Annotated in this window: 13 protein-coding genes and 1 pseudogene; 6 read left to right on the top strand and 8 right to left on the bottom strand. The window is 38.0% G+C overall.

The annotated features are described in order from the left end of the window. Positions 1–159 precede the first annotated feature (159 nt). On the bottom strand, positions 160–558 hold the full coding sequence (locus L5M29_RS02245; RefSeq protein WP_107402176.1) for a hypothetical protein: 399 nt from the start codon (positions 556–558) through the stop codon (positions 160–162). A gap of 441 nt (positions 559–999) precedes the next feature. Then, positions 1,000–1,929 carry a hypothetical protein gene (locus tag L5M29_RS02250; RefSeq protein ID WP_263165975.1) on the bottom strand — a complete coding sequence of 310 codons (930 nt, stop codon included), beginning with the start codon at positions 1,927–1,929 and terminating at the stop codon, positions 1,000–1,002. Positions 1,930–2,585: 656 nt separating this feature from the next. Between L5M29_RS02250 and L5M29_RS02255 the strand changes: the two genes are divergently transcribed. Further along, entirely contained in the window at positions 2,586–4,451 is a 1,866-nt protein-coding gene (locus L5M29_RS02255) for a zincin-like metallopeptidase domain-containing protein (protein ID WP_263165977.1), read from the top strand. A gap of 126 nt (positions 4,452–4,577) precedes the next feature. Further along, positions 4,578–6,212, top strand: coding sequence for a tetratricopeptide repeat protein (locus L5M29_RS02260; RefSeq protein WP_263165979.1), 1,635 nt, complete (start codon positions 4,578–4,580; stop codon positions 6,210–6,212). 385 nt (positions 6,213–6,597) lie between these two features. On the opposite strand, the gene L5M29_RS02265 is transcribed toward L5M29_RS02260, so the two are convergent. From L5M29_RS02265 to L5M29_RS02275, 3 genes are all read right to left on the bottom strand, one after another. Then, positions 6,598–6,888, bottom strand: coding sequence for a hypothetical protein (locus tag L5M29_RS02265; RefSeq protein ID WP_263165982.1), 291 nt, complete (start codon positions 6,886–6,888; stop codon positions 6,598–6,600). Beyond that, on the bottom strand, positions 6,878–7,045 hold the full coding sequence (locus tag L5M29_RS02270) for a hypothetical protein (RefSeq protein ID WP_263165983.1): 168 nt from the start codon (positions 7,043–7,045) through the stop codon (positions 6,878–6,880). The genes L5M29_RS02265 and L5M29_RS02270 overlap by 11 nt, the downstream gene beginning before the upstream one ends. Positions 7,046–7,110: 65 nt before the next feature. Next, on the bottom strand, positions 7,111–8,823 hold the full coding sequence (locus tag L5M29_RS02275) for a hypothetical protein (RefSeq protein WP_263165985.1): 1,713 nt from the start codon (positions 8,821–8,823) through the stop codon (positions 7,111–7,113). Positions 8,824–9,827: 1,004 nt separating this feature from the next. Here L5M29_RS02275 and L5M29_RS02280 point away from each other — a divergent pair. The 3 genes and pseudogenes from L5M29_RS02280 to miaE (L5M29_RS02290) form a co-directional block, all read left to right on the top strand. Continuing rightward, complete coding sequence (locus tag L5M29_RS02280) at positions 9,828–10,811, top strand: hypothetical protein (protein WP_263165988.1); 984 nt, start codon at positions 9,828–9,830, stop codon at positions 10,809–10,811. 110 nt (positions 10,812–10,921) lie between these two features. Beyond that, entirely contained in the window at positions 10,922–11,683 is a 762-nt protein-coding gene (gene miaE, locus L5M29_RS02285) for a tRNA isopentenyl-2-thiomethyl-A-37 hydroxylase MiaE (RefSeq protein WP_107402168.1), read from the top strand. A 63-nt stretch (positions 11,684–11,746) separates the two neighbouring features. After that, positions 11,747–12,397: pseudogene (gene miaE / locus L5M29_RS02290) on the top strand (tRNA isopentenyl-2-thiomethyl-A-37 hydroxylase MiaE); the annotation flags it as partial. 167 nt (positions 12,398–12,564) lie between these two features. On the opposite strand, the gene L5M29_RS02295 reads toward miaE (L5M29_RS02290), so the two are convergent. Together L5M29_RS02295 and L5M29_RS02300 are read right to left on the bottom strand one after the other, a co-directional pair. Continuing rightward, positions 12,565–13,290, bottom strand: coding sequence for a UDP-2,3-diacylglucosamine diphosphatase (locus L5M29_RS02295; protein WP_198572191.1), 726 nt, complete (start codon positions 13,288–13,290; stop codon positions 12,565–12,567). Between the two features lie 8 nt (positions 13,291–13,298). Beyond that, positions 13,299–13,793: a peptidylprolyl isomerase gene (locus L5M29_RS02300; RefSeq protein WP_263165993.1), complete on the bottom strand. Its 495-nt coding sequence runs from the start codon at positions 13,791–13,793 to the stop codon at positions 13,299–13,301. 140 nt (positions 13,794–13,933) lie between these two features. Between L5M29_RS02300 and cysS the strand changes: the two genes are divergently transcribed. After that, positions 13,934–15,313, top strand: a complete 1,380-nt coding sequence (gene cysS / locus L5M29_RS02305) for a cysteine--tRNA ligase (protein WP_263138180.1) — start codon at positions 13,934–13,936, stop codon at positions 15,311–15,313. A 148-nt stretch (positions 15,314–15,461) separates the two neighbouring features. On the opposite strand, the gene folD is transcribed toward cysS, so the two are convergent. Then, positions 15,462–16,316: a bifunctional methylenetetrahydrofolate dehydrogenase/methenyltetrahydrofolate cyclohydrolase FolD gene (folD, locus tag L5M29_RS02310; RefSeq protein ID WP_198572194.1), complete on the bottom strand. Its 855-nt coding sequence runs from the start codon at positions 16,314–16,316 to the stop codon at positions 15,462–15,464. Between the last annotated feature and the right edge of the window lie 192 nt (positions 16,317–16,508).

Consider the following 16,508-nt stretch of genomic DNA (forward strand, 5'->3'; position numbering starts at 1 on the left):
AAACTCGGTAAAACTGCGTTAGCAGTATTAAAATAAATGTTGCTGAGAGTTGCCATAACCAAGCCAATTAATTAAGAGCATGGGGCATGTTTGTGTATAGATAGATGCTAAAAACACAACCAGAAACTAACCGTTTTTGGTTGTGCTTAATTCTTTCTGTTAATCCATCAATCTGATATCGAAACGATCCGCTAGAAAACTGATGATTTTCACAGCTTCTAACTCAATATTAGTTTGATGACGGTTTGCATCGATGAGGTATTGTTCCAAGCTGAGATAGCTTGAAGATGCAAAGTAATTAGTCGTTGTCTCAAGATTGCTATCTTCAATGTTTTTTAGCGCAAGCAGTAGTAGGTTACTACAGGAATTTAAGTTTATTTTTCGTTGTTTAATGATGTCTCGCAACATATTTGCATATGTTATCGCGACGTCCTTTGAACTTCCTGATGTGATACTTTGAAGTGAAACCCAATCGGCATGCCATTCTTTTAAAATGTTGATGATTCGACTTGGTACGATAACTGCTGAAGATTGTTTAGTGGTGATTGATAAGCCCATTTTTGTCTCCTTTATATTTTTTAGGCAAAAGGAGGCTTAACGGCACAAAATCAGGTTTTGTGACACCTCCCACTCAGTAATAAATTCACTAAGATTTGGTCAAACATTTGGTATCCTATTTGGATGTTTTTACGTGTTTAGATTGGTTTTTTACCTGCTATTACAAGCCGATAGAAGTACTCACTTGGGTAGTAAAACTGCACTATTTCGATTGCAATACTGAAGTTAATACTATCCATAGACTTTAACTTATTAAGTCTGTAGTTCTTCCCTTCATACAAGCACCTGACGAACTCATATAGTCGGGGCTGTTGTTCTATTATTTTTGCAAGTTCTTCATATGATAGATCCATAGATATTCTCCTTTGATTTGTTTGTTGGCTCGATTACGTATCGTGACTTAAAATGCTGCCTTTTACACGGCAGGTACTTTCTGTGCTGTTACTGAAGCATGGTATTCATGCTGTTTGTTGCATCCACCTCCTTAACAAGAACCCAGCGTGTCCCTGGTTTAAGATCCTTGTACTTACCTTGATAGTATCTTTTTGCTCTAAGATTCCTGTAAAACGGGATTCGATACTTAATTTTTCGAGCTTCATCCGCAGATTTATTTTGTACTGGAGCGCGAAGTATTAACCCTTTGAAAGCTGATCTATTCTTTCCTATTGGTAGTGATACTGCTGACTTTGGATAGCCGTCAACAAGCTTCTTACCATCAGTCGCTGAGTGATAAACGCATAAAGACAACGCTATTCTAGTTAAAGTATCTAAAACATCTGTTCTTCGATTCGGTAAAGGTTTTTTAGCATTCTTTGTTAGTGTTTCTGTAAGTATTGGGATAGGACTGAAACATGAATCCGTTCTAAATTCCTCGCTTCTGTAATGGACATGGACACATAACTGGTTAGGATATGTGGTTGCGAACTCTCCCCAAATTGGTTGACATTTGTCTTTGTATAAATCAACGAACTCTTGTTCTGTCATAATGGTCACAAGGCAACTAGTTAGTTTTACACCGTTAACTAGCGTTCCTTTCGGAAATGATAAGGCAAAAGATTTAAAAGGAGGCTGAACAGTAAAGTTGTTTTTAAAATCGAACTCAGCAGTAAAAAGGTTGTTAGCCAATGCTTCGTTTTCGATAAAGATGACAGGAGAGCCGCATTCACTCCATAACATTTCTTCACTAAGTATTTTTCCCATACCAAGGTTAAATTCACTTTCACCTTCAGTTTCAATGAGTCTCTGCCTGACGATAGATAATAAATCTTGAAGATTGACGGGCTTTTTTCCAAATATTTTTCTCAAAGCTGCTTTACCTTGACTGTTACTTTTAAAGCTATCTAATTGAGTTTTGTATATAGAGTGGTTCATTATTTTCCCTTAATTATTAGTGTGTTAAATTTTGATTTTGCTGGTTAAATAAACTTTCGAAGCCATCAGTGATCCGCCTCATCGATGTTTTTTGTTCATTGTTACCTCCATTTTTCTAGTCTCACCAAATTCGAAGCGCAAGAATCCTGTCTGGTGAGTCCAGCATTAAATTTTTATCTTAAATTTTGGGTGCAAGAAGCCGTAATCATTTAGAAAATGACTTTCGATAACTCACGTGCGAGGTTTGTTCGAATTTAGCTTGAGTTGGCGTGTTTCATCATTTTCTCTCCTGTTTTTTATTCTGGCTGAAGAGTAGGCGACCAGAATCTGATTCTAGCTCCACACCTCCAATAATGATTTATCTATTTGTATTAGCTTATTCATAATTTACTTGTGTTTTTTTAAATACACGTTTGACAACGTTGCACATGTTATCAACTGAAACCGAATAGTCAAGTGTATATAAAAGTCAAGTTAAAAATATATTTTTTGATTTTTTAAATTCTTCAACAAGTATATTAAAAACAATGCGTTATAAAAATCAATATTTTTTGCTTTTTTAAAATAATTGTGATTCATTTTTTGACTTTTAATTTTTTTATGGTTTATTGAAATTAACTAGTGTGCTTTTTCACTAGTGTCATCGGAATCAATTTATGGAGAACAACGAAAATACCAGTGTGTTGACACTCATCAAACAGAAGTTTTTAGCATCACAATCTGCAATTAAGTCAGTAAAGCAACTTGATTTTTATATATCACGAGGGCGAACAGCTAACGATAAACTGACTGCAAAAAAATTTACGCAATTTCTAAAACAGCATCAACTCACTCAAATTTTGAAACAAGCTGGATCTGATGCTACAGAAGATGAAAATTCTAAAAGCTTGACTGAAGTTAAAGCACTGCTTGAGTCTATTGAAATCGAACAGCCGAAAAAGAAGAAAAATGATCAGGTGGTGTTGGAGCAGGTACTAAAGATTTACCGAAGTTTTATCGAAAGTGGTGAGGAGTTTAAGTTCAAAAAACCTTGGGTAGATCATCTGGTGTTGGGTTTACCCAAAAATGCCAAATCAGGAGAAGTTTATTTAGGTGGTAATGATCTACTTTTAAGTCTCTTGCAAGGCGAATTAGGCTTAGATTTACCCTTTTTCCTAAATCGATCAAATATTGAACAGCTTAATCTTGATGTACCTAGTGAGTGTATAGCAGTGTGTCAGAAAGTAGTTGAACTTTACGTTCATGAAACTTTAGATAGTAATGATCCAGAGAAATGGATATCGACAAAGAAGTATAAGTTGTTAACACCACAAGTGCAGGAAAGTTATCGCCAACAAAAAATTATCAAGCAGTTTGACATTTATCATCATTCGCAATTTACTAATGGATTACGCGACAATGAGATTTATCAAAGCTGGATTGAAAATTATAAAGAAACAAAACTGCTTAAGAAGCTCGAACAGTGCCGAACAGATGAAGAACGTCAAAGATTGTTTGATCCAAAAATTTATGCGGCCAAATGCGTGATTGACGCAAGTCGAAAGGCTATGGGGATTGATTTAATCGAACATCCAACAAGTTGCCATTACAGCCCAGCTAAAGATCAAATAGCGATGGTTTCTGAGCAGAACTTTATAACTGATAATCCTGAGTTAGTATACACAGGGGCTTATTGTCATGAGTTATCGCATTCAACTGGTCATGAAAAACGACTAAAACGTAATCTTACAGGAAACTTCGGTTCGTCAAATTATGGTATGGAAGAGCTTTGTGCTGAAAGTTCATCATTACAACTTTTAAAGCGCTTTAACTTGCCAAGTGTCACAGATAAACAAAGTGCCGCATACATCGCTAATTGGCTAAAAACTCAGCAAGATAGTGGTTCTAAAGATTTTCTTAGCATTGCCTGTCATCAGGGCAGTAATGCTGCTGATTTTATATTAACTAAAGCCAAAGAGTATCAAGCGAAGCTTGTAGAAAACTTGGATATTGAGCAATTCAGAATAAGCTGTTTGAGCAAAGGCTATAGCAATGTTGATACTGATACGCTATTTATTGCTGATTATCTTAATAAGACTGCTATGAAAGCGATTAATAAATTCTTAAATCAGCGATTTGATGCGTTAAATGAGGTTGAGCGACTTCTGGCTACAGGTAAGCTACTTTCAAGCTCAAAAGAGCAGTTTCTGTTGGATTATGACTTTAGAGACTTTTTGAAAAAAGAGCATAGTGTTTTAATTTTTGATGCTACTCAAGCAGGAAGGATTGTTTCAGAGTATTCGTTAAATGATATTTTCAATACTGATGTGGATGCTAGGTTTGATGATTATGCATTAATCAAGCAGTTTCATGCATCCTATGGCAAAGATAAGATCACTGAGTATCTCAATCAGCTAGAAATTGATGGTGTTCAACTGAAGGGGGATGCTGAAGCTGTCGACACGATAAGGGAACTGACGGACAAGCAATATCTATTCGATGTGAGTGATAAGCCAAGCTGTAGAAGAAAAATTACGAGATAAATACTTCCCATTCAAATGGATGTGGGGGTCGGTTGATGTTATATTTGTCATAGCTTTTTATGTTTATAGCGTCATAGTTTATGCATGACTCTACTTATTGCAAGGATGTTTTTTTAAGGGAATTGTGTGAATAAAGAAAGTATAAACGATATCGCTTTTGTGAAGAATCACTGTGAGCTGATTGGTGAGCAATATGAAGAAGCCAAAAATTTGTATTTGGATGCACCAATCCAGACTTTAGTTATTCTCAGATCCTTGATTGTTAATCTATGCGATACGATCAGCGATAGGCTTTGTTTAGAGGATAGCGAGAAAGATCTTTTTGATTCAATAAAAAATATTGCTGCTACAAAAAGAGTAGACCGAGAAATCATTAAGAAACTTCATGATATTCGCATAGCTGGCAACAAGGCCGCACATAAAGAAAAGTTTAATATTGAGAAAGGGGACTATACTACTCTTGCTCTAAAAAGTCTTCAAGGTTTCTGTGAAGTCGTAAATCTTATCAGGTCTTCCTTTCAAAATGTTATGAGTCCTACCTATAGCTTTGAGACTCAAGTCCAGTCCTCGTTGAAAGATTGGTCATACAAAGCTCTTTTTGAGAATGAACCTAACGCAAAGTATGTGGTTGGCTGCGCTTTAGCACAAGTGCATTATAAAAGGCTTGATGATTTCACTAATCCTGAAACAAATAATGGAAGATATTTTTTAGAAAATGAAGGTCAGCTCAAACGGGGTGTAGACCTGATTGAATCAGCAGCGATTGATGATGGTCATTTAGACAGTTTGTATGAATATGCAACTATTCTAATAAATGGTATTGAACGTGAAAAAGATTTGAACAAGGGTATTGACTGCTTTAGAAGGGCTGGTTCCAAGGGGCATATTGGTGCTAGAGCATACTATGGTTACTATGTCATCAATAGACCATCATCCTTAGATTTCGAGATAGAAGAAGCTATAGAAAACTTAGAAATAGCTGCCGCTCATAATAACCCTATAGCGTTAGACACTTTGAGTGTTTTGTATCAAGAGGGGAGACACTTCAAGAAAGATATTGAAAAATCTGTTGAGTACCTCGAAAAAGCAGCTAATCTAGGCTACCCAGAGTCACAATATAAACTGGCAAATTATTATCATACTATATGTAAAGATCATGAAGCATATGTTTTTTATATGACTGAAGCCGCAAAAAATGGTTACTCCGCTGCATATTTAAGCCTAGCTAGAACACTCGCTCTTAAAGTAAATTCAGATGAAACTTACGAACAAGCAGTAAAAACCTACCAAAAATATATTGAATTGAAAGAAGATCCTGTTGCTCAATTTGAGCTAGGAAGTTTGATTTTTAAACTCAGAAAAAATGATGTTGATAGTATTAGAACAGCATTGACTCACTTCATGAACAGCTATCGTAGTAATTACTGCCCCAATCATATCGCCAAACAGATTGAGGTAAGTTCAAAAAAGGCGCTAAACAACCTTGCAAATGAAATGAGAAGTCAACATTTTTCTGTTGAAAAACAGAAAGATATTTCTGCTCTGTTTTTATATTTCGATTCTAATGGTAGGCCATTTAAAACAACAAACGAGATGATGGAAAACTTCAATTCTATTTGTGAAAACCCCAAAATTGCAAATGAAAAAATTTTTATGCCTAGTAAAAATAATGTTAAACCTTTAGAGCGAAGAATTGGGCGCAATGAAATATGTCCGCTTTGTTCTACTGGAAAAAAGTACAAAAATTGTTGTGGAAAGTGAGTCATATTTAATGATTTAAAAATATTCGTCATTGCTATTTTGCTCTCTAGCTTGGGAGTATCATAGACCGCATCTATGATGCGGCTATGGTTTATGGCCTATAGATTTAGGAGGATAAAGTCTCGCATCTAGGGCTTTATTTGCTAAAAGCATGATCACTTTATCTAACAGGTTGATGATCTCAGATTGGAATTTTCCTGTCTGAGTTAGTGAGGAAAACTCGTCAACATCCATATCAAAAATTAGCCTAATCTCTTCTATCAGTAATATCTTATAAAAATGAATGAAATACTCAAGACTAAAGGTTTGCTCTTTGCCTCGTTCATTTATCCTCTTTGAATGGCACTTATAGTGTCTTTCAATTAAATTAATGCTTCGCTGAAAGCTAATGTTTAGGTTTACCACTGTAACTACCTCCTGAGCTAGAGCTTTTGCTACGTTTTTCTAACTTTAATAAAGCTAGATTTCGTTCAACATCTTCTGAATGAGGATATTCAAGTAAACTACTTATTTCAGATGAATCAGAGTTATCATCAGTGCTTATGAGCTTTTCTAATCGCTGAATCATCATGATCACCGAAGGCTTTTCTATTAGGCTTTCTATCTGAGCAAGATGGAAGATCCCGTTTTCAATAAAATGGATATCAGTGGTTGGATTTTCATGTTTAATTCTCATTATTTATTCTCTTAAATAAATCTTTCTTGATGACGTTTGATAGCATGTTTAATTCAAGCTCTAAGCCTAAAATAATCTTCTGATTAGTACTAAGCTCATAAGCATTAGATAAGCAAGTTAGAGCCTTTTTTATATTATTTATATCATTATTATTCATTTTATTCTGTCCTCTTTTATATCATCGTTACACAAAAAATCATTTATGCAATAGCGTAATGAAAATTATGGTTTGCCGATTCTATTCGATATTTTTGCATTTGAATCGATGTTATTTTTCTGCTCAAATGACTTTATTTCATCTAATAGAGCCGTTTTTACGCCTTCAGGGAGTTCATTTATCATCTCAAGCTGAAATAGAGTCAGAGAGGCTGTTTCTTGACTTGGATGGAGTTGCCAAATATCTATCGCTTCGAGCATCTTCTTCTGTTTTTCTTCTGTAGCATTATTGATTGCATCAAGCTGTTCAGATAGAAGGGCTATGCTTTGCGATAGTTCATTTGATTTGTCTTGTAACATGTTAAATCGAGATTGGGTACGCATGTGTATGGGCAAGTTCTCTTCGATCATACCAACAATATTTTTGAACTCTTTTCGCTCACTTCCCTCAAGAAACCTGATGCCTATGCCATGTAAGTCAAAGACTTGTGTTTGTAAATGTTGTATGAACATGAGCTGGAGGATCTGGCCGCAAGCTACTAATATTTGTGGCGGTAATTTTTTAGACGGTTCTATGGACAACAACTCTGGAAATTGATCAGAGTAATGGGCTTTAGCCTGTTGTTGAGCAAAAGAGATGTACTGTTGCGACCAAGGAGTATTAGCGTTTGGCGATATAAATACATGGGCGTTTAGACCAGTTTCCAGATCATCACTCATCCCTTCATCAGCGTGCAACGCTGCTAGCTCAATCTTCGCACCATCAAAGTTGTTTTCAAAAAAGCTAACACAAGCTTCGAGCATCTCTTTCTTACCAATTTCCTTAAACTCTCCGTGTCGATGAGGGATCTTGAATACTTGTTCTGAGATAGAAGTGGAATTGATATTCTTTACTGTTCGGCATTCTCTTGATTCAAGCAACGCTTGGTGCTTTTGTCGATGAGATAGGTAATTGTCAAGTACTCTTAGCTTGTTTTCTTGATGTTTTTGGCTGAATCCTAGTAGTTCGTATTGCTTCAAAAGGTAAGCTTTCAATTTAGCAACAGAAGCACTATGTACTTTTTCACCGAGATCTAAAGATTTATTCTGATGTAATTCAAGCTTGGATATCTGCTCAACAAACTTAGCATGATTATGATGGCTTGCTGGTAATAGCTTTTTCAATTTACAAAAATAACTGCTTCGATAGCGTGAATACTTAGCTAATTCCTTTTTGTGTTTATCATCAGACTTGTTGTTAGCTATCAGTTTAACTTCGTCAAAAAATGATAAATATTGCTCTCTGTTTTTTACAAAATCCTGATGAGTTAAGTAAATACCATCTGCATAGTAGATGTTTTTATGTGATTGATTATCTAGCCATTCTTCACAACGATTTTTTTCTTTGCGAGCACTGTGTGTCAATGAAGTATTAAGGGCATTTAAGCTCAGTTCCCCGTTGTTTCTATGGTTATAATTCATACTTGAGTAGCGCACGGTGATATTTCGTTTGTAATGTATCCCATTTGTCTGGTTGTTATGTCTAAAAATCTTAGCGAGATCTTTGCGAAAAGCGAAGTTGTTGAGAACTCTATTCTTTGATTTGGATGATGATGCAGACTTACTTGCTGCATGTTTGATAAGTTTATCAAACTCTAATTGCTCTTTTTCTGCTAGAAGTTTTACTTGTTGGTCTTCTGCCGCTTTTATTGAGGCTCGTGATTTAAGTTTGGCGATTTCACGTATACCACGTTCATAATCTACCTCATTCTTAGTTTTTTTCTCACTGTCGTTTTTCATGATTACTCCTACTTAATTGGCAAATATCAATCAGAGCAACCTTTGTTACTTTTGTGAAAGTAAACCGAAACTACTTATACAAACTTGTGCGTATAATCGAAAACTTGTTTTGAGAGAAGTAGTTATATCGGGTTTCCTTTGTTAATCTCTAATCATTGCTTACTTAAGTTGTAACATAAGTCCGATAGATTAAAAGAGTGAAAAACGAATTTGTGAAAAAAGTTATTAGATATTGGTTTGTTTATTGTTTGTAAAATTTTTTAGCTTGGTTGAAGAATGTGTTTAAAATAAATATGTGCTCGCTTGGTATAACAAAGGCGTATAAAGTAAAGAATTGCATAAGGGATATATTTTTTTGTTAAACGAATAATGTAATGCAGGATTGATGAAGCTATTTTGGTGAAATGGTGAAATGGTGAAATGGTGAAATGGTGAAATGGTGAAATGGTGAAATGGTGAAATGGTGAAATGGTGAAATGGTGAAATGGTGAAATGGTGAAATGGTGAAATGGTGAAATTATGTTTGACTGTGTACCATCACTTCTAATAAATATAAATCAGAGATGTTTAAATGTTGAGCTTTTAAAGTGCTTTTGCTTTTACCACAGATAAGGCTTTTGCTCTTATTGTATTAGAGATGGTTAATGTTTATTGTTTCTCGTTACTATTAATTAAGTAAATTGATCTAACATTTTAAAAATTTCAGGGCGATGATTTTATATTTTATTATTTTTATAACTTATATGTGATTTTTCATAACTTATCAGGCATAGTTTTCAACTGTTTTTCAATTTTAAATCAATTGCTTGCGTTTTGGTGTGTGTTCTGCTAAACGCCTTTTGTGTTTTCTTAAACGCCCAAAATATTCTCTTAAACGCCTATTTCGTTCTCTTAAACGCCTTTTGTATTCTCTTAAACGCCTTCCTGAAAAAAAGTTCAAGGGGCTATTGAAACATTATTTTTTTATGCGACAGTATAAATATGAGCACGTTAGCGAGGAAAATATGCAAAAAATTAGAACTAGAAATGGCAAAGAATACTATGTGAATATTGACGCTGGTGAGTTTGAGATCCCGCAGCTATTTTTGGAGACACCGCTTTTCTTACCCGAAAGTAGAAAGAAAAAGGATCAAATTGGGATTGGCTATAGTGATGATCAAAGGAGATATCAAGATGTTGAGCATGATGTTTCCCTTTCTAACGGCTTAGAAACGATGACAATTAGTGGTCCACAGTTGAATCTGTTACGAGATTACCCTGTTTTTCATTACATATTTTCTCAAATTGACAGTTTTAGTGAGCATAGCGGTAAGTTAAGTTTTTCTGCATCTAAACTCATCAAAGCCTGCTGGCCAAGGCATAAAGTTAACGACACACCTGTCAAGATGCGCCAGTCATTCAGGAATGAGCTTAGAGATGTACTTCTAAAGCTCAATAAATGCCAAATTAGTTATAGACTAAATGACGATAGTTGGGGAGCAATGACTCTCATTTCTGATTTTCACTATGACTCTCAGAGTGATAATTGCACCATACATGTATCGCCAAAATTACAAGTTCTTGCGCAACTTGCTAAAAAGCAAAAGTCTAGTTTGACAACTTTTTTATCTATTAACTCACAAGCAGGACGGTTCGCTTACTTAACTTACGTTTCTAACAATTGGAAAACGAACAATAAAAAAGCATCAGTGAATGAGTTTACCCTCAGCGTTGCTACGATTTTGAAATCTTTTGGTAAAGAATTGTTGCTTACTGATAAAGAGTTGAAAGACCTTGATGAGAAGCTAAGTAAGAAAGGCTCAAAAGTAGTCAATTGCAGTAATGAAAAGGCAGAGTTAACTTACAACCGTAATAATATAAAGTTGTTTAAGCGAGGACTGAAAGAGCTTCAGGAACTAGGTATGATCCACAGTTTTGAACATATTGATCATAGCTGTGAAATTGATGGGAAAATTAAAATAATTCGTTCAATAACAAAGGCTTGTTAGCATTGTGGTTGAATGTGTCTAAATAGAACAAAAGAGATGGTTGTCGAATAGCGATGCTAGTTCTTATACAATACAGTACATGCAAATTTTTGATTTAATGGATGTCCGCGATGTATGAACAAGCCCTATTAGAACCAATCCTTTCTTTTTTGAAATGTAAAACACCCGATGAGTGGGTTACAGAGGCAATTAAACCTGAAAATTTATCTACGATTTTACGTGATCATCTAGTTTGCGAGTTAAAAGCAGCTCAGAGTGCAGTAACTCTCATGAGAAAATATGCCGTTGATAAAGAAAGTGCTATTCGCTTATCTGACTGGGTTAGACCATATGCTGACTATGCTTATAAAAAAATTGGAGGGATTGAGTCACTTAGGGTAAAAAATAATGTAATCAAGCAGGTAACTGTTCGTGAGGATTCAGATTATGGGCAAGAATTAGTTGATAGAATGATGTTACTTATAAAGGAAGAGTTACATCACTTTTATCAAGTGATTGAGCAAATGGAGCAAAAAGATATTCAATACGAATTGATTGATGCAGGTCGATACGCTAAAGGCTTGCTTAAGCATGTTAAGCCATTCGAACCTGATGCATTAGTTGATAAATTGATTATAGGGGCATTTATTGAAGCTCGATCATGTGAACGTTTTGCTAAGCTTGCTCCACATTTAGATGCAGAACTAGGGAAGTTTTATGTTTCTCTATTACGTTCAGAAGCCCGTCATTATCAGGATTATCTTGACCTCGCTGAAATGATTTCAGACAAAGATATTTGCGCAAGGGTATCATTTTTTGCAGATATTGAAGCGGAGCTTATTCTGTCACCAGACCAAGACTTCAAATTTCATAGCGGGAAGCCAATAAATTAAATTTAATTACTATTTACTTGTTAATCAGTCACTTGTTAATGTATGCACACCTATGCTTAAAGTGAGTTAAAAGCCGCTCAGACAGCGATTTTTTTGCTACGAAAATATGCGTTAGATAAAGACAGTGGTCGAACCCTGTTGGCGTGGGCTAAACCCTATGAAGAGTTTATTTATTCGCAAGAACATGATGTGGAAAGTTTTTTAGCCCGTGATGTGAAAAAGAATGAGTTGGTAACTGACCTTATACCTAAGCCCAACTTTAAGTTTGCTGCGAATTTAGTTTCACCTTTAATCCGCTTGATTAAAGAAGAGTTTCATCATTTTGAACAAGTATTGGATTTAATGCACAAGCGCAGTATTGATTACCGCAATATTCGCGCGGGGCGTTATGCCAAGGGCATGATGAGTCATGTGACAACCCATGAGAAAGATATTTTGCGGGATAAGTTGATTGTAGGGGCATATATTGAGGCTCGCTCGTGCGAGCGCTTCGCTAAACTCGCGCCTTATTTAGACGGTGAGCTGAGTAAGTTTTATGTGTCACTGCTGCGCTCTGAAGCGCGACATTATCAAGATTATCTTGCGTTAGCTCAGTTGGTTTCACCTGAGGATATTAGCGAGCGAGTGAAGTACTTTGGAGAGTTAGAAGCTGAGTTGATTTTAGCGCAGGATGATGAGTTTCGTTTCCACAGTGGGTCGCCTCTATTAAATTAATTTGAACGGCTTTGCTTCCCCAAACGAGTAGAGTTAAGTCCATACAGCTGAAAAGATTAACGGTTCTAACAAACCGTTAATCACAGTATTTTCAAGCTATTAAAACTAAAAATTTAAGCCATTTAAGCTTAAGTAACGCTAAATGAGGCTTACTTAAGCCAATGCCTTTAGGTCATCGTCGGGTCGAAGGGTAAGGACTGTAAATTGATCCCTTCGGCGCTCACACTGAGCACACTGCCTTGTTCATACCAATCGCCAACCACTATACGCTTACAGCCATTGGCAAGTTGATGAATGGCCGGTCTGTGGGTATGTCCGTGGATCATATGCTTAGTGTGTGTCTTGGCAAATAACACATCGACCGCATTGGGCTCTACATCCATGATAGTGTAGCTCTTTTGCTTATTGCTGTTCTTGCTCTTGCTGCGAATTTTATCAGCAATGCCCTGACGGGTTTTCTTGGATAAACAACCGTACAGCCAACGAGACAGCGATAAACTGCGCAGTTTTCGAAAGCGTTGGTAGGCCTTATCTAAAGTACATAAGCTGTCGCCGTGTAAAATTACAGTGTCGACACCGTATAAATTGAGGCGAGTGACTTCGGGTAAAATTTGCATGCCTGCGGCGCGCGCAAATTGTTTGCCTAGCATGAAGTCACGGTTGCCATGGATAAAATACACGGGCAACTTTTGTGATACTTGCTTGAGTTTTTCGGCGATGTCGAGGGCAAAAGGCAAGGCAATATCATCACCAACCCAGACTTCAAACAAATCGCCTAGGATATAAAGGGCGTCGGCATCATCGAGTTCAGTGTCGAGAAAGCGAGTGAACGCTTGGGTGATATCAAGGCGATCTGCACTCAGGTGCAGATCGCCTATAAATAGAGTTCGCATTCGCCGTATTATGCCGCGACGCTGACTTTTTCAATCACAATGGCTTCTAATGGCACATCTTGATGCATACCACGGTTACCAGTGCTAACAGCTTTAATTTTTTCGATAATGTCCATGCCTTCAACGATTTCGCCGAATACGCAGTAGCCCCAGCCCTGTGAGGTTTCTGATTTAAAATCGAGGAAAGTGTTGTCGTTCACGTTAATGAAGAATTGCGCAGTAGCTGAATGTGGATCTGAGGTACGCGCCATAGCGACAGTACCAGTACGGTTTGATAAACCGTTATTGGCTTCGTTCTTCACTGGCTCGTTACAACGCTTTTGGCTCATGTCTTCGTTGAAGCCACCACCTTGGATCATGAAACCGTCAATCACACGGTGGAAGATAGTGCCTTCGAAGAAACCTTCGTCAACATATTTCATGAAGTTTGCTACTGTTAACGGTGCTTTTTCAGCGTTCAGTTGCAGTTTAATGTCGCCCAAATTAGTGTGTAATGTGATCATGTTTTCATACTCTGTGTAAATAGTGGCGCGATTCTAACTTATCTCGGATTGCGCGCAAAGTGCAGTATTCAAAACCTGTCAGGCCGTGATAGACTGACTCCTTGATTTTACACCTGAATGTATCATTGAAGAGAATATCGATGTTGAAGATTTACAACAGTATTACCCGCCAAAAACAGGAATTTAAGCCAATTAATCCCGGGAAAATTGGGATGTACGTGTGTGGTGTGACCATATACGATCTCTGTCATATTGGTCATGGCCGTACTTTTGTTTCTTTCGACATGATAGTGCGCTACCTGCGTTACGCGGGTTATGAAGTGAATTTTCAGCGCAATATTACTGATGTTGATGACAAAATAATCAAGCGCGCTAACGAGAATAACGAAAGCTGTGAAGCCTTAACCGAGCGTCTTATTGGTGAAATGCACCAAGACTTCGATGCCTTAAATATGTTGCGCCCCGATTTTGAACCGCGCGCGACCCTTCACATTGCTGAAATCATCGACATGGTTGAGTTATTACTCGCCCGTGGTCATGCCTATGTGGCGAGCGATGGTGATGTGCTTTTCAGCGTGGCCTCATATCCTGATTATGGCCGTTTATCGGGCCAGAATTTAGATCAACTGCAAGCCGGTGCTCGGGTTGAAGTGGACGAAACCAAGCAAAATCCAATGGATTTTGTGTTGTGGAAAATGTCTAAACCTGGCGAACCAACGTGGGAATCTCCATGGGGACCGGGTCGTCCTGGCTGGCATATCGAATGTTCGGCCATGAACAGCAAACATTTAGGTTTGCATTTTGATATCCATGGCGGCGGCTCTGACTTACAGTTCCCACATCATGAGAATGAAATCGCTCAGTCTTGTTGTGCCCATGACACGCCATACGTCAACTATTGGATGCACACTGGCATGGTGATGGTTGACCGTGAAAAGATGTCTAAGTCCTTAGGCAACTTCTTCACTATTCGCGATGTACTTGGTCACTATGATGCTGAAACTGTGCGTTATTTCTTATTATCTGGCCATTATCGTAGCCAACTGAACTATTCAGAAGATAACTTGAAACAAGCTCGCTCAGCTTTAGAGCGTTTGTATACGGCGATTAAAGATGTCGACTTAACTGTCGTTGCGGCGCCTGCAGAAGAGTTTGTCGCGAAATTTAAAGCGGCGATGGATGATGACTTTAATACACCTGAAGCCTATTCAGTCCTTTTTGACATGGTGCGTGAGATCAATCGTTTAAAACTGACCGATATGGCACAGGCATCGGCATTAGCGGTCACCTTGAAGCAATTAGCGGATGTGTTAGGTCTATTAAGCCAAGAGCCAGAGGCCTTCTTTCAAGGCGGCGGTAGTGACGATGAAGTGGCCGAAATCGAAGCCTTAATCGTTGAGCGTAACCGTGCTCGTACCGAAAAGGATTGGGCTGCTGCGGATGTGGCGCGTAATCGTTTAGATATTTTGGGCGTTGTGCTTGAAGATGGTCCAAGTGGCACCACTTGGCGTAAGAAATAAGCTTATTCGCTATATTTTTAATTCAAGAAAATCTTCAGTAAATAAAAAACCTGCATCATGCAGGTTTTTTTATGCTTGCTAGAACCTAGAACCTAGAACCTAGAACCTAGAACCTAGAACCTAGAACCTAGAACCTAGAACCTAGAACCTAGTCATGATACTGCTCGGCGGCATATAAGGTGTTTTCTAATAGGCTTGCAATCGTCATCGGGCCAACACCGCCGGGGACTGGAGTGATAAAGCTGGCATTTTGCGCAGCAATGTCATATTGCACATCGCCGACTAAGGTGCCGTTATCTAAACGGTTAATTCCTACGTCAATGACGATAGCGCCGGGCTTGATCCACTCGCCAGGAATAAAGCCAGGTTTACCCACAGCAACGACCACGAGATCTGCCTGACGGATTTTTTGCTCGAGATTCTTAGTGAAGCGGTGGCAAGTAGTGGTGGTACAGCCAGCCAGCAGCAACTCTAAGGTCATTGGGCGGCCGACAATATTCGATGCGCCAACCACAACAGCATCTAAACCATAGGTATCAACGCCGGTGGATTTGATGAGTGTCATTATTCCCATTGGGGTACAAGAGCGCAGCACCGGAATACGCTGGGCTAAACGGCCGACGTTGTACGGGTGAAATCCATCGACGTCTTTATCTGGGCGGATACGCTCGATGACTTTTGAGTCTTCGATATGTGCGGGTAATGGCAGTTGCACTAAGATGCCATCGATGGTCGGATCATCATTCAGACTATCAATCAGGTTGAGTAATTCATCTTCAGTGCAGTTTGTTTCTAAATCGTATGAACGAGAAAGAAATCCAACTTCTTCACAAGCCTTACGTTTACTCCCAACATAAACTTGTGATGCCGGATCGGCTCCCACTAATATTACGGCTAAACCCGGTACGCGTTGTCCAGCCTCTTTGCGGGCGGTGACTTTTTCGCTGAGCTTAGTGCGGATGGATTGAGCAATCGCCTTGCCGTCGATTATTTGGGCTGTCATAGGTGTAGGATATCCTTTATATGGGCGATGGTGAAAACAGTAGTTAACACAGAGATTGGCAATCGTGGCTATTTTAACAGGGCACAGCTACTGTGTCATGGTTAAAGCCGTTGCCAAGTGGATAAAAAAAACCAGATTAGCCTGATAATTCAGCACCTAGAGTCGAACGATAAAAAAATCGTTGACGGGTGT

Origin of the sequence: Shewanella sp. SM95, from assembly GCF_025653595.1 — a bacterium.
Classification (GTDB): Bacteria; Pseudomonadota; Gammaproteobacteria; order Enterobacterales; family Shewanellaceae; genus Shewanella; species Shewanella oncorhynchi.